Origin of the sequence: Bacillus sp. NP247, from assembly GCF_018966865.1 — a bacterium.
GTDB lineage: Bacteria > Bacillota > Bacilli > Bacillales > Bacillaceae_G > Bacillus_A.
Genome location: NZ_CP076653.1, coordinates 1,811,652 through 1,826,985, shown reverse-complemented (window position 1 = coordinate 1,826,985; position 15,334 = coordinate 1,811,652). Strand labels below are relative to the sequence as shown.

Below are 15,334 nucleotides of genomic sequence, written 5' to 3'. Positions count from 1 at the left end.
GTTATCACATTGACAACAGGTGAAAAAATTACTGTAACTAATGGTGTTATGAATGTACCAAACAATCCGATTATTCCATTTATCGAAGGAGATGGAATTGGTCCTGATATTTGGGCTGCAGCATCTCGCGTACTAGAAGCAGCAGTTGAAAAAGCTTATGATGGTGAGAAGAAAATCGTTTGGAAAGAAGTGCTTGCAGGGGAAAAAGCATTCAACCAAACAGGCGAGTGGTTACCAGAAGAGACTTTAAATTTAATTCGTGAATATTTAATCGCAATTAAAGGTCCACTTACAACTCCAGTTGGCGGTGGTATTCGTTCTCTAAACGTAGCGCTTCGTCAAGAATTAGATTTATATGTATGTCTACGTCCAGTTCGTTACTTTGAAGGTGTTCCTTCACCTGTAAAACGTCCGGAAGATACTGATATGGTTATTTTCCGTGAAAATACAGAAGACATTTACGCTGGTATTGAATATGCACAAGGTTCTCCAGAAGCGGAAAAAGTTCTTGCATTCTTAAAAGAAGCAATGGGCGTTAATAAAATTCGTTTCCCAGAAACATCAGGGATTGGTATTAAACCAATTTCAGAGGAAGGGACAAAGCGTCTTGTTCGCGCCGCAATTCAATATGCAATTAACGAAAAACGTTCTTCTGTTACATTAGTTCATAAAGGAAACATTATGAAATTTACAGAAGGTGCTTTCAAAAACTGGGGTTACGAAGTAGCTGAACAAGAATTTGGCGACAAAGTATTTACTTGGGCTGAATATGATCGTATCGTTGAAAAAGATGGTAAAGATGCAGCGAATAAAGCGATGGCAGACGCAGAAGTGGCTGGGAAAATCATCGTAAAAGATTCTATTGCAGACATCTTCTTACAACAAATTTTAACTCGTCCACGTGAGTTCGATGTTGTTGCAACAATGAACTTAAATGGAGACTACATCTCGGATGCACTTGCTGCACAAGTAGGTGGAATTGGTATTGCACCTGGTGCAAATATTAACTATGTGACTGGACATGCTATCTTTGAAGCTACACACGGTACAGCTCCAAAATATGCAGGTTTAGATAAAGTAAATCCATCTTCTGTTCTTCTTTCTGGTGTATTATTATTAGAGCACTTAGGATGGAACGAAGCTGCGAATTTAGTAACTGATTCAGTTGAGAAAACAATTGAATCAAAAGTAGTAACTTATGATTTCGCGCGCTTAATGGAAGGTGCAACAGAAGTAAAATGTTCTGAGTTTGCTAATGAACTTATTAAAAACATGGATGTAGCGATAATCAAAAACGCATAATTAAAGCGGGGGGTAAATTATGACAATCAAACGCAAGAAAGTTTCAGTCATCGGTGCAGGATTTACAGGAGCAACAACAGCATTCTTATTAGCACAAAAAGAACTTGCAGATGTTGTATTAGTGGACATTCCACAGCTGGAAAATCCAACAAAAGGGAAAGCGTTAGATATGTTAGAAGCGAGCCCAGTACAAGGTTTTGATGCTAACATTATTGGTACATCTGATTACGCAGATACTGCTGATTCTGACGTTGTCGTTATTACAGCAGGTATTGCGCGTAAGCCTGGTATGAGCCGTGATGACTTAGTGGCAACAAACTCTAAAATTATGAAAAGTATTACGCGCGACATTGCAAAACATTCACCAAATGCGATTATTGTTGTATTAACAAATCCAGTTGATGCAATGACATATTCTGTATTTAAAGAAGCAGGATTCCCGAAAGAGCGTGTTATCGGTCAATCGGGCGTATTAGATACAGCTCGTTTCCGTACATTTATTTCACAAGAGTTAAACCTTTCTGTGAAAGACATTACAGGATTTGTTCTTGGTGGACATGGTGACGATATGGTACCTCTTGTACGCTATTCCTATGCAGGTGGCATTCCGTTAGAAACATTAATTCCAAAAGAGCGTTTAGAAGCAATCGTAGAACGTACACGTAAAGGTGGCGGTGAGATTGTAGGCTTATTAGGAAACGGTAGTGCATATTATGCGCCAGCAGCTTCTTTAGTTGAAATGACAGAAGCGATCTTGAAAGATCAACGCCGTGTATTACCAGCTATTGCGTACCTTGAAGGTGAATATGGTTATAGTGACCTTTACTTAGGGGTACCAGTAATTCTAGGTGGTAACGGAATTGAAAAAATTATTGAATTAGAACTTCTTGCAGATGAGAAAGAAGCGTTAGATCGCTCTGTAGAATCTGTACGTAACGTTATGAAAGTTCTTGTTTAATAATTAAATATAAGTGGAAAAAGATTCGGGGCCCCGAATCTTTTTCTACTATATATTGAAATGTTTTTTTGAAATAATATGAAAACGCTATCATTTGGTGTATCCTATAATGAAACTATAGACTTATACTATACATTGCCCTCATCACAGTAAATTTCGGATAAGGTATCGCTTTTAGTAGGATAATAAGGTGAAAAAATCGGAGGGGGTTGTAACATGTTAAAGAAAAAAGTTCAAATTGGTCGTAGAATGGATGAAATTACAGTAGGAGAGAAATTATCTATCACTGAAAAAATTGAGGATAAAGATTTGTTATTGTACTTAGGGTTAACGAATGATGCCAATCCATTATATATTCAGCATGATTACGCATCCCAAACTCCGTATGAAAAGCCGATTGTCCCAAGCATTATGCTAACGGGGCTGATTACAACGGCGGTTACGAAATATTTACCAGGTCCAGGTAGTCATATTACTAGGAAGGACCTTACGTTCGTGAAACATGTTCACCATTATGAAACGTTACAAATCCACTTTGAAGTTGTGGCTGTTTCAGAGGAGGAACATACAATTGATATGCTTGTATTTGCTCATGATGAAAAAGGAGAAACTGTTGTAAAAGGTTCATTAACAGTAACACCACCCTTTAAATCTGTTTCCATTATGGAAAAAGCATTAGATAATTTTTAAAAAATGAAAGTTAGAATGATATAAAAGTAGCGTTAGTCATATTCTTATTAAGGGTATGCTAGCGCTACTTTTTGTTTGGAAAGGGTGATATAACTGTGAAATGGGAGAGGGAAGACATTATTTTTGAAACGATAAGAGAAGCTGAAGTATGGGCCGATTCAATCGCGAATGAAATGTACGGGAAAGTATTTGATGGATATGAAACACCAGATTATAAAATAGCGTATGCTCTTTCGTTTTTCCTAGCGCAAAATCGAGATTTTATAGTTTATACGGAAGTGAGCTTTAAAAAAGAGAGAGCAATCTATAAAGTTTGGAAAAATCCTGTGTAGCTGAAGGTGAGTCATAATTACTTCTATTTTCTCAATTTTACACAAACGAGCTCCATGAATAGACAATTATATTGAGGGGGACCTTGTTTTCTAGTATGATGAGAATAACGGGGAAAATACTAGGATGAAGAAGGTTTCAAGTCTATAACTTGGAGGAAAAGAATGAACAATCGTATTTTAGTAGTTGATGATGAGGAATTTATCTTAACTTTAATTGAATTTAATTTACAACAAGCTGGGTTTGAAGTTATAACAGCGATGGATGGAGAAATGGCGCTTCAAAAAGCGACAACAGAACGCCCAGATTTAATTATATTAGATTTAATGCTTCCAAAAATGGATGGTATGGAAGTTTGTAAAGAATTACGATTGCAGCGTGTTATGACGCCGATTTTAATGCTAACAGCAAAAGATGATGAATTTGATAAGGTGCTAGGTCTTGAGCTTGGGGCTGATGATTATATGACGAAGCCGTTTAGCCCAAGGGAAGTTGTTGCTCGTGTGAAAGCGATTTTGCGCCGCACGAAATTACAGCAAGAAGAAAAAGTTTCGGAAACGCCAGATGAAGATAGTATCATAATTGCAGAGCTTAAAATTTTACCGGAGTTTTATGAAGCGTACTTCCAAGGCAGGAAACTGGAACTAACACCGAAAGAATTTGAGTTACTTGTTTATCTTGCAAAAAATAAAAGTCGTGTATTAACTCGTGACCAATTATTGAGTGCTGTATGGAATTATGATTTTGCCGGTGATACAAGAATTGTTGATGTCCATATTAGCCATTTGCGCGATAAAATTGAACAAAATACGAAAAAACCGACGTACATTAAAACGATACGTGGTTTAGGTTATAAATTAGAGGAGCCAAAAGGGGATGAATAAATTTCGTTCCAGGCTTCTTTTTACATTTGTTTCTCTTATCGTTTTTATCTTAGTTGGACTAGGTGTATTATTAGAAACCGTATTTGAAAATTACTATATAGATCATGCTAAAGAGAGAATGGTAAAAGAGACACAGTATGTTGCGGTATTAGCAGAAGAGCAAGGGTTTGATGCTGTTTTAAAAAAGCCTTATGTCTTTGAAAAGTTAGAAGAAAAAATACCAGCTTCTATTATATTTGTTGATGAAAAAAAGAAAGTTCAATATAGCGGAGGGCAACCATCTGCATTTAGTCAAGAGATGATTAAAGAACTTTCTTCCGAAACAGCAAAGAAAGAAAATAAAGTCATTACGAAAGAAACAGATCAAAAGAATGAATTTTATCATGCTGTGTTCGTCCAGGATGTAGAAGGGAAACAAGGATACATTTTGGTGAAAAGTACAATTGATACTTTGAGGGACGTTCACCAAAAAACGTGGGGATTATTAATTATCGGATTTGTCATTGCTTGTCTTGTAGTTGTATTCCTAGGTGTCAAAATTACAGGACAATATATTAGGCCGATTGAATCAGTTACGAAAGTTGCGATTGAATTAGCGAAGGGTAATTATAAAGCGCGTGCATATGAAAGTCATTCGGATGAAACAGGAATGCTGAGTAAAGCAATTAATATTTTAGCTCGTAATTTACAAGAGATGACACTCGAACAAGAAATGCAACAAGATCGTTTGCACACATTAATTGAAAATATGGGAAGCGGAATGATTTTAATTGATAGCCGTGGTTATATAAACCTTGTAAACCGTTCTTATAAGGAGACTTTCCACGTAACAGATGAAGAATATTTAGACCGTTTATATTATGAATCATTTCACCATACGGAAATTATTGAGCTTGTGGAAGAAATTTTTATGACAGAAGTGAAAGTGCGTAAACAAATGTTATTGCCACTTAGTATTGAGCGAAAGCATTTCGAAGTATATGGAGCGCCAATTATTGGGACGAACCATGAGTGGAAAGGGATTGTTCTCGTATTCCATGACATTACTGAGCTGAAGAAATTAGAACAAATAAGAAAAGACTTTTTAGCGAATGTTTCTCATGAATTGAAGACACCAATTACTTCTATTAAAGGTTTTTCGGAAACACTATTGGACGGAGCGATGGATAATAAAAAATTCTGTGAACATTTCTTGCATATCATTTTAAAAGAAAGTGAGCGTATGCAAGGATTAATTGAAGATTTATTAGATTTGTCAAAAATCGAGCAGCAAGGGTTTAGATTAAATATGGGTACGGTTGATATGAAGGGGATTCTTGAAGACATTCACATGGTGCTTGATAATAAAGCGGGTGAAAAAGAAATCTCTTTACAAGTGAATGTATTGAAACGAGTTTCCGTTATTGGAGATCCGAGCCGCTTAAAACAAATCTTTATTAATTTAATTAATAATGCAATCGTATATACGCCAGCTGGAGGCGTTGTTTCAGTTGAATTATTAGAGGATAAATATAATGCGTATATAAAGGTGTCTGATACTGGAATTGGTATTAGTAAAGAAGAAATCCCTCGTATATTTGAACGTTTTTATCGAGTTGATAAAGCGAGAAGTAGAAATACGGGTGGAACGGGTCTTGGTTTATCAATTGTAAAGCATTTAGTTGAAGCGCATCAAGGTACGATTACGGTGGATAGTGAGGTTGGAGAAGGAACAACATTTACAGTTGTTTTACCGAAATCAGCTACTGAAAAATAGGATGAAGGATATTTACAATATATTAACATTGTCTTAATTAAATATTAATAAAGCTCTGTTAATATAATAAATGAAAACCCCTTCATCCAAGGAGTAATTTTGGACGAGAGTAGTTATGCTATTCTCGTCACTTCCCTTTATGCCAATGTAAGTCTGTTTATATATGATAGAAAAAAACCGTTATTTTTCTTCTCTCTATTAGTCATGTTAATATAGAGAGAGGATAGGAACGGTTTTTTTTCTGTGGAAAAATCGTTTCAAATTTGTATGGGGAGGTTTGTAGTTTGGAAAAAAAGGTCGTATTAGTAGATGGTAATAATATCGCGTATCGTGCTTTCTTTGCACTACCGCTTTTAAATAACGACAAAGGTATACATACGAACGCAATTTATGGTTTTACGATGATGTTAATGAGAATATTAGAGGAAGAAAAACCGACGCATATGCTTGTAGCGTTTGATGCGGGGAAAACAACATTCCGTCATAAAACGTATAGTGATTATAAGGGAGGGCGTCAAAAGACTCCACCTGAACTATCTGAGCAATTCCCGTTTATTCGTGAGATGCTTGATGCATTCAATGTACCGCGTTATGAGCTGGAAAATTATGAAGCGGATGACATTATGGGGACGTTAGCGAAAGAAGCGAGTGAGCAAGGGTTTCATGTTAAAGTTATTTCAGGAGATAAAGATTTACTGCAACTTGTTTCAGATAATACACTCGTATGTATTCCTCGCAAAGGGATTACGGAAGTAGATGAATATACGAAAGAAGCTTTATTTGAGAAATATAGCTTATCACCAAAGCAAATTATCGATATGAAAGGTTTAATGGGAGACCAATCGGATAACATTCCAGGTGTACCAGGTGTTGGTGAGAAGACAGCCATTAAATTATTAACGCAATTTGAAACGGTAGAAGCAGTATATGAAAACTTAGATCAAGTGAGTGGAAAGAAATTAAAAGAAAAGTTAGAAGCGAATAAAGAACAAGCTCTTATGAGTAAAGAACTTGCGACTATTATTACAGACGCACCGATTACTGTGCATGTAGATGATATGGCATATAAAGGGTATGAACCAAGCGATTTGATTCCAATGTTCGAGAATTTAGGATTTACATCCCTTTTAAATAAATTAGGTGTTACGCCGGAGGAAACGGCTCCAGCTGAATTAGATGATATTACATTTGATATTGTAGAAGACGTTACAGAAGAAATGCTTCAGCAAGATAGTGCGCTTATTGTTGAAGTGCAAGAAGATAACTATCATAAAGCCGATATTCAAGGTTTTGGTATTCAAAATGAAAATGGTTGTTACTTCATTCCGACCGATGTTGCTCTTAAATCAGATGGTTTTAAAGAGTGGCTTGCAAATGGAGAAATGAGAAAACATACATTTGATGCGAAGCGTGCTATCGTTGCCCTCAAGTGGAAAGGTGTAGATATTCAAGGGATTGACTTTGATTTATTAATTGCCGCTTATTTACTTGATCCAGCCGATACAGATAAAGATTTCCGTGCTGTTGCGAAAATGAAAGAAACACATGCGGTAAAATCTGATGAAGAAGTTTACGGGAAAGGTGCGAAGCGTGCTGTTCCTGAGCAAGAGGTAGTAGCTGAGCATGTCGCTCGTAAAGTACATGTATTATATGATGTGAAGCAAACATTCGTAGAAGAAATAGAAAAGAATGAGCAATATGAACTGTTTACAGAGTTAGAATTACCGCTTGCTCGTGTATTAGCTGACATGGAAGTGAAAGGTGTTACAGTTGATACGGAGCGTCTTCGTAATATGGGAGAAGAGCTTGCGGGTAGATTAAAGGAAATGGAACAAGAGATTTATGAGCTTGCAGGAACGGAATTTAATATTAATTCACCGAAGCAGCTCGGGGTTATTCTGTTTGAAAACTTAAATTTACCTGTTATTAAAAAGACGAAAACAGGTTATTCTACGTCTGCTGATGTACTAGACAAGCTTATGGATCATCATGCAATCATTCCGAAGATTTTACACTACCGTCAATTAGGGAAACTAAACTCTACATATATTGAAGGGTTATTAAAAGTTGTACATGACGATTCATCTAAAATTCATACTCGCTTTAACCAAGTGTTAACGCAAACGGGACGACTAAGTTCAACGGAACCAAACTTGCAAAATATCCCGATTCGCTTAGAAGAGGGAAGGAAGATTCGTCAGGCGTTTATTCCTTCAGAAGAAGGATGGATTATGTACGCAGCCGATTATTCACAAATTGAACTTCGTGTGCTTGCTCACATTGCAAAAGATGAAGGTTTAGTTGAAGCGTTCCAACATGACATGGATATTCATACGAAAACAGCTATGGATGTATTCGGTGTTGGAAAAGATGAAGTGACATCTAATATGAGACGACAAGCAAAAGCTGTAAACTTCGGCATTGTATACGGTATTAGTGATTACGGTCTTTCGCAAAACTTAGGAATCACGAGAAAAGCGGCAGGGGAATTTATTGAAAGGTATTTAGAAAGCTTCCCTGGAGTACAAGAATATATGGCTGACATTGTAAAAGATGCGAAGCAAAAAGGATATGTTTCAACGTTATTAAATCGCCGTCGTTACATTCCAGAAATTACGAGCCGTAACTTTAATTTACGTAGCTTTGCAGAGCGTACAGCAATGAATACACCAATTCAAGGTAGTGCGGCGGATATTATTAAAAAGGCTATGATTATTATGGCGGATCGCTTAGAAGAAGAAGGCCTACAAGCTCGCCTACTTCTGCAAGTACACGATGAATTGATCTTTGAAGCGCCAAAAGAAGAAGTGGAAAAATTAGAGAAGCTTGTACCTGAAGTAATGGAGCATGCAATTGAACTAGCAGTTCCGTTAAAAGTTGATTATTCTTACGGTCCAACTTGGTACGACGCGAAATAAGGAAGTGATAAAATGCCAGAATTACCAGAGGTTGAAAATGTTAGACGGACACTTGAAAATCTTGTAACTGGAAAAACGATTGAAGATGTTATTGTTACCTATCCAAAAATAGTGAAACGACCGGACGATGCAGAAATCTTTAAAGACATGCTAAGAGGCGAGATGATCGAGAATATAAAGCGAAGAGGTAAGTTTTTGCTTTTGTATGTAACGAACTATGTAATTGTTTCACATTTGCGTATGGAAGGTAAGTTTTTACTTCATCAAGAGGATGAGCCAATTGATAAACATACACACGTACGTTTCTTATTTACAGATGGAACTGAATTACATTATAAAGATGTGAGAAAGTTTGGTACGATGCATCTCTTTAAGAAAGGTGAAGAGTTTGCTCAAATGCCTCTTGCTGATTTAGGACCAGAGCCATTTGATGCTGAATTGACACCGCAGTACTTACAAGAAAGATTGCAAAAGACAAATCGCAAAATAAAAGTCGTATTATTAGATCAGCGTCTTTTAGTAGGACTTGGAAATATATATGTAGATGAAGTATTATTCCGTTCGCAAATTCATCCAGAACGAGAAGCTGCATCTTTAACAGAAGAAGAAGTAGAAAGAATTTATGAGGCGATTGTTACAACGCTAGGCGAAGCTGTTAAGCGAGGCGGAAGTACAATTAGAACGTATATTAATTCGCAAGGACAAATTGGTTCGTTCCAGGAACTTCTAAATGTATATGGGAAAAAAGGAGAACCGTGTGTGACTTGCGGTACGCTATTAGAAAAAACAGTTGTTGGCGGAAGGGGAACACATTACTGCCCAATTTGCCAACCTAGAATATAGAAAAGGGATAACATCGGATAGGCATTTGTCATATACATAGAGCAGAGCTATGTATAAGGGAGGAGCTTACCGATGTACCTTTATTTATCTCTTATTTTATTAGCTTTTACATTAAGCTTAGATAGCTGTAGTGTGGGGCTAACATATGGGTTAAGGAGCGTAAGAATTCCACTAAGATCAATTATAATTATCGGGATCTGTTCAGCAGCTGTCATGCTCGTTTCCATGGGAATTGGACATATGATCGCGAAAATATTTTCACCTGTTATCGCAACGCGTATCGGTGGGCTTGTTCTTATTGGAATAGGTATTTGGGTATTATATCAATTTTTTCGAAGTGATAAAAAAGAAGAACCGAAGCAAGAGGAGAAGGTTTGGAAATTAGAAATTGCTTCACTAGGGTTAGTGATTCAAATTTTGCGGAAGCCGACTGTTGCGGATTTTGATAAATCAGGAACCATCTCTGCAGGAGAAGCACTACTTCTCGGTATCGCTCTTTCTATAGATTCGTTTGGTGCTGGAATTGGTGCATCTTTATTAGGTTATGCACCTGCTATGATGGCGCTGTTAGTTGCGGTTATGAGTTCTTTGTTTTTATTTATTGGAATGAAACTTGGAACGTTTTTATCCAATATGAAATGGTTACAAAAATTTACATTCCTGCCTGGGGTTTTACTAATTATTATTGGAATTTGGAAAATGTAAGTATGGGCGTGGAACATTAGTTTCGCGCCTTTTATTATGAGGAGGATTGTTATGACAGTAGTAATTGGATTAACAGGAGGCATTGCAAGCGGAAAAAGTACGGTATCAAAAATGTTTCGTGAAATGAGTATCCCAGTTATTGATGCAGATATTATTGCGCGAGAAGTTGTAGAACGAGGAAAACCAGCATATAACAAAATTGTAGAAGTCTTTGGAACGGAAGTACTACAAAAAGATGGAGAACTTGATCGTCCGAAGCTTGGAAGTGTTGTTTTCTATAATGAAGAAAAGCGATTGCACTTAAACAAAATTGTTCATCCTGCGGTACGAGAAGAAATGAATGCACAAAAAGAGTTATACATAAAAGAAGGTATGCAATCGGTTGTGTTAGATATCCCTCTTTTGTTTGAAAGTAAATTAACAAATCTCGTTGATCGAGTATTAGTTGTAGCGGTTACGCCGAATACGCAATTAGAACGTTTAATGAAACGGAATAGTTTTTCAGAAGAAGAAGCAACGGCGCGTATTCAATCTCAAATGCCACTAGAAGAAAAAATAAAGATGGCGGATGAAGTGATTTATAATGATGGCACAATTATGGAAACGAAAACACAATTGGCTGCTATTTTGAAGGAATGGAACATTATTGATTAAAAAATTGTGAAATTAATGAAAATGCTTAGTGACATATCCCCTTTTTGTGTTATACTATTATTGGGATTGGAGATAAATAGTATAACGTATTCAAGGGGGATAACATATTATGACTCGTGTGGCAATTAATGGATTTGGACGTATTGGGAGAATGGTATTTCGTCAAGCAATAAAAGAAAGCGCTTTCGAAATTGTGGCAATCAATGCAAGCTATCCATCCGAAACGTTAGCACATCTAATTAAATATGATACAGTACATGGTAAGTTTGACGGAACAGTGGAAGCATTTGAAGATCATTTATTAGTTGATGGGAAAATGATTCGCCTTTTAAACAACCGCGATCCAAAGGAATTGCCTTGGAAAGATCTAGGTGTTGAAGTTGTAATTGAAGCAACTGGCAAATTTAATTCGAAAGAAAAAGCAATTCTTCATGTTGAAGCTGGAGCGAAAAAAGTTATTTTAACAGCACCTGGCAAAAATGAAGATGTAACTATTGTAGTTGGTGTGAACGAAGACCAATTAGATATTACAAAACATACTGTTATTTCAAATGCATCTTGTACAACAAACTGTTTAGCACCTGTTGTAAAGGTGTTAGATGAGCAGTTCGGAATTGAAAACGGCTTAATGACAACTGTTCACGCTTATACAAATGACCAAAAAAATATTGATAACCCACATAAAGATTTAAGAAGAGCACGTGCTTGTGGACAGTCTATCATTCCGACAACGACGGGTGCTGCGAAAGCGCTAGCAAAAGTTCTTCCACACTTAAACGGAAAACTTCATGGTATGGCACTTCGTGTACCAACACCAAACGTGTCTTTAGTTGACTTAGTAGTAGATGTAAAACGTGATGTAACAGTTGAAGATATTAATGAAGCGTTCAAAACTGTTGCAAACGGTGCGTTAAAAGGAATTGTAGAATTCAGCGAAGAGCCTTTAGTGTCTATCGACTTTAATACAAATACACACTCAGCTATTATTGATGGTTTATCTACAATGGTAATGGGTGACCGTAAAGTGAAAGTGCTTGCTTGGTATGATAATGAGTGGGGCTACTCTCGTCGTGTTGTAGATCTTGTAACGTTAGTTGTTGATGAATTAGCGAAACAAGAAAATGTTCAACATATTTAAGTGAAATAAAGGGAGGGCAAGTGAACATTTGCCCTCTTTTTTTATTTTTTTCTGAAAAGGAAAAAAATTATATAAGTATATTTTAAAAAGTGGACATACCACGAAACGTTGGGATTACTGCATTCGTGAATCGTTTCTTTTTTTTAGGGAAAAGTAAAGAGGAAAATATGACAGAAAATCGAAAAAACTGTTGTTGCAAAATGAAAATAAACAAAGTATACTAACACTCGTAAACTTAAGAGCTGAGGTACGTAGTCACTACTTAAAGGGTTAGGACCTCTCTGGACTAACTTTCCCCCGTGGTAGTGGAGCAAGCCAAATTGCAAATTAGTTTTCAATTCGAACAGTTAGATTAAATTTACAAGGGGGAACTGTAGAATGGATACTATGGATACGATGGGTCGTCACGTGATTGCTGAACTTTGGGATTGCGATTTCGACAAGCTTAATGACATGCCGTATATTGAACAATTATTTGTGGATGCAGCACTAAGAGCTGGTGCTGAAGTACGTGAGGTTGCTTTTCATAAATTTGCACCACAAGGTGTAAGTGGAGTAGTAATTATCTCGGAATCACATTTAACAATTCATAGCTTTCCGGAGCACGGTTACGCAAGTATTGATGTTTATACTTGTGGGGATCGTATTGATCCAAATGTTGCTGCAGAATATATTGCAGAAGGTTTAAACGCGAAAACGCGTGAGAGCATCGAGCTTCCTCGAGGCACTGGTAGCTTCGAAATTAAGCAGAGAGAAACAAAAGCTCTTTAAAAAAGAACATAATTGATTTAAAATGTAAAGAGGTGTATAATGCACCTCTTTTTTAGTTTATATAAAACAGGATCACGATATGTAATAACTTAGAGTGGTCATTATAGAAGAATGAGTTATATAATATTGTATATATATTTTCACATGTAGGTGAGTAGCGAAAGAATAAAGATTATAGTGTAAAGGAGTGAATGAATTGCGTTGTCCATCCTGTTTTCATAATGGAACAAGAGTGTTAGATTCGCGTCCGGTAGACGAGGGGCGCTCTATTCGAAGAAGAAGAGAGTGTGAAAGTTGTTTAAGTCGCTTTACGACATTTGAAAGAGTAGAAGAATCACCTCTTATCGTTGTAAAAAAAGAAGGAACACGAGAAGAGTTTAATAAAGAGAAAATTTTACGCGGTTTAATTAAAGCGTGTGAAAAAAGGCCTGTATCTTTAAGGCAGCTAGAGGAAGTAACACAAAGTGTGGAGCGTGAACTTCGTAACTTAGGTATATCAGAAGTGAAAAGTGATATGATTGGTGAAATTGTTATGGAGGAACTTCGTGATATTGATGATGTTGCTTACGTACGTTTTGCTTCTGTGTATCGTCAATTTAAAGATTTAAATGTATTTATTGAAGAATTAAAAGATATACTGCAAAAAGAGAGAGAGTAGAAGGAATCTCTTTATATACTGTAAGTAAACGAGATAAGAGAGCTAGAAGCGGAAGCTAATAGCTCTTTTTCGCTAATAAAGTGAAACTTTAATCATTGGTGGGTTCATCCCCAATGATTATTAGCCTTCACCAATCGGGCATTTACGGGAAGTTATCTCCCACCTAACTTCCTCGCATTCGCCGAATTTTGAGGTGGGAGTCTTACTGCCCGCAAATAGCGGGATAAATTATATAATAAAGATAGAACGAGTGAAATATAGGTTAGATTGGATGAGAGAAAGGAAAAGCAAGAATGGAAAAACAGTCATGGATGGAGCTATTGCCGATTGATCGTTATAAAGTAAGTGCGAAAGGGTTGTTACATAATTACGACCGGAAAGTATTAACGATGTTGTATCAGCCGTTAATAGGTAGTAGAGCTTTTAGCTTATACATGACGCTATGGGGAGAGTTAGAGCAAGATCGTGTGTTTGGAAAAGAGAATACACATCACTCCCTTATGGTGACTATGCAAATGCAACTTCCTGAAATATATGGGGAACGAGTAAAGTTAGAAGCGATTGGTCTTTTAAATGTATATATTAAGAAAGAAAAAGATATTCGAATGTTTATATATGAATTGCAACCACCTTTATCTCCGAAGCAGTTTTTTGATGATATTGTTTTAAGTATCTTTTTATATAATCGCTTGAGTCGGACAAAATACAACCAAGTAAAACAATATTTCTTAGAAGAAGAATTCGATTTTGCTTCTTATGAAAATGTTACGCGCTCTTTCAACGATATATTTGATTCGTTCAACCCAGGTCAGTTTGAACATGCGCAAGAAGAACTGCGTATCCCGAAAACGACAACTATGCCAAATAACGAGAATGGGGATGCCCCGAAAGTTTGGAATGATTTCTTTGATTTCTCTTTATTTGTAGACGGATTATCAGCGCTTGTTCCTAAAAAGGCGATTACAGATCAAGTGCGAGAATGTGTCATTACACTCGCTTATGTGTACGGTGTGGATGTGTTATCGATGCAAAATATCGTTCTTGGCGCAGTGACAGAGATACAAACTATTGATATCGAAAGGCTTCGGAAGGGAGCACGCGATTGGTATCAATTTGAAAATGGTCAAGCGCTACCTGTATTAAGTGAAAGGGTGCAACCTCATGCTGCTCGTACAATGAAAGAGAAAGAGCCATCTACACAAGAAGAGATGCTAATGAAGCAGTTAGAGGAAATCTCGCCAAAACAACTATTGAAAGAGATTTCAGGCGGTGCAGAGGCGACGAAAGCGGACTTGCAAATCGTTGAGGATGTAATGATAAACCAAAAGTTAACGCCAGGGGTTGTGAATGTACTTATTTATTACGTTATGCTACGCTCAGATATGAAGCTTGCTAAAACGTATGTCGAGAAGATTGCTGGACATTGGGCGCGAAAAAAGGTCGGTACAGTAGGCGAGGCGATGGCGCTAGCGAAAGAAGAGAATCGTCAATATCAAGAGTGGGCTGAGACGAAGAAAAAAGGTCGTACAGCGAAGAAAACAGTGCGAAAAGAAATGGTACCAGATTGGCTTAAAGAAGAGTCGAAAGAAGAAGAGAAAGCACCTGTAAAAAATGACGTAAGTGCGAAAAAAGATGCAAGTACGTTAGAAGATGAACGGAAACGATTAGAAGAAGTATTGAAAAAATATAAGCGTGATTAATAAAAGAAAATGAACGCTCTTTGAGGT

14 protein-coding genes are annotated in these 15,334 nt (G+C 36.8%); all 14 read left to right on the top strand.

Going from position 1 to position 15,334, the window contains the following annotated elements; all coding sequences use genetic code 11:
- Positions 1-9 precede the first annotated feature (9 nt).
- The 14 genes from icd to KPL75_RS09525 all read left to right on the top strand — a co-directional run bounded on the left by icd (position 10) and on the right by KPL75_RS09525 (position 15,307).
- Positions 10-1,302 (top strand): NADP-dependent isocitrate dehydrogenase, encoded by a 1,293-nt coding sequence (icd, locus tag KPL75_RS09590; RefSeq protein ID WP_219920491.1) that lies wholly within the window; start codon positions 10-12, stop codon positions 1,300-1,302.
- Between the two features lie 19 nt (positions 1,303-1,321).
- A complete protein-coding gene (mdh, locus tag KPL75_RS09585) occupies positions 1,322-2,260 on the top strand; it encodes a malate dehydrogenase (RefSeq protein ID WP_000153239.1) in 939 nt (312 codons plus the stop codon).
- Positions 2,261-2,476: 216 nt separating this feature from the next.
- Positions 2,477-2,950 (top strand): MaoC/PaaZ C-terminal domain-containing protein, encoded by a 474-nt coding sequence (locus tag KPL75_RS09580; protein ID WP_002015489.1) that lies wholly within the window; start codon positions 2,477-2,479, stop codon positions 2,948-2,950.
- Positions 2,951-3,045: 95 nt separating this feature from the next.
- A complete protein-coding gene (locus KPL75_RS09575) occupies positions 3,046-3,282 on the top strand; it encodes a hypothetical protein (RefSeq protein WP_219920490.1) in 237 nt (78 codons plus the stop codon).
- Positions 3,283-3,444: 162 nt separating this feature from the next.
- Complete coding sequence (gene phoP / locus KPL75_RS09570) at positions 3,445-4,164, top strand: two-component system response regulator PhoP (RefSeq protein ID WP_002112195.1); 720 nt, start codon at positions 3,445-3,447, stop codon at positions 4,162-4,164.
- A complete protein-coding gene (gene phoR / locus KPL75_RS09565) occupies positions 4,157-5,920 on the top strand; it encodes a sensory box histidine kinase PhoR (RefSeq protein ID WP_219920489.1) in 1,764 nt (587 codons plus the stop codon). Before phoP ends, phoR begins: the two co-directional genes overlap by 8 nt.
- A gap of 284 nt (positions 5,921-6,204) precedes the next feature.
- The gene (gene polA / locus KPL75_RS09560) at positions 6,205-8,838 is read left to right on the top strand and encodes a DNA polymerase I (RefSeq protein ID WP_219920488.1); all 2,634 of its coding nucleotides are present in this window, start codon (positions 6,205-6,207) and stop codon (positions 8,836-8,838) included.
- A 12-nt stretch (positions 8,839-8,850) separates the two neighbouring features.
- On the top strand, positions 8,851-9,681 hold the full coding sequence (gene mutM / locus KPL75_RS09555; protein ID WP_219920487.1) for a DNA-formamidopyrimidine glycosylase: 831 nt from the start codon (positions 8,851-8,853) through the stop codon (positions 9,679-9,681).
- Between the two features lie 72 nt (positions 9,682-9,753).
- Positions 9,754-10,386: a sporulation membrane protein YtaF gene (ytaF, locus tag KPL75_RS09550; RefSeq protein ID WP_219920486.1), complete on the top strand. Its 633-nt coding sequence runs from the start codon at positions 9,754-9,756 to the stop codon at positions 10,384-10,386.
- 51 nt (positions 10,387-10,437) lie between these two features.
- Entirely contained in the window at positions 10,438-11,040 is a 603-nt protein-coding gene (gene coaE / locus KPL75_RS09545) for a dephospho-CoA kinase (protein WP_219920485.1), read from the top strand.
- A 109-nt stretch (positions 11,041-11,149) separates the two neighbouring features.
- Positions 11,150-12,178: a glyceraldehyde-3-phosphate dehydrogenase gene (locus KPL75_RS09540; RefSeq protein WP_219920484.1), complete on the top strand. Its 1,029-nt coding sequence runs from the start codon at positions 11,150-11,152 to the stop codon at positions 12,176-12,178.
- Between the two features lie 387 nt (positions 12,179-12,565).
- Positions 12,566-12,949, top strand: a complete 384-nt coding sequence (gene speD / locus KPL75_RS09535; RefSeq protein WP_002003660.1) for an adenosylmethionine decarboxylase — start codon at positions 12,566-12,568, stop codon at positions 12,947-12,949.
- 196 nt (positions 12,950-13,145) lie between these two features.
- On the top strand, positions 13,146-13,607 hold the full coding sequence (nrdR, locus tag KPL75_RS09530) for a transcriptional regulator NrdR (protein ID WP_001203686.1): 462 nt from the start codon (positions 13,146-13,148) through the stop codon (positions 13,605-13,607).
- A gap of 293 nt (positions 13,608-13,900) precedes the next feature.
- Positions 13,901-15,307 carry a replication initiation and membrane attachment family protein gene (locus KPL75_RS09525; protein ID WP_219920483.1) on the top strand — a complete coding sequence of 469 codons (1,407 nt, stop codon included), beginning with the start codon at positions 13,901-13,903 and terminating at the stop codon, positions 15,305-15,307.
- Positions 15,308-15,334: the final 27 nt, after the last annotated feature.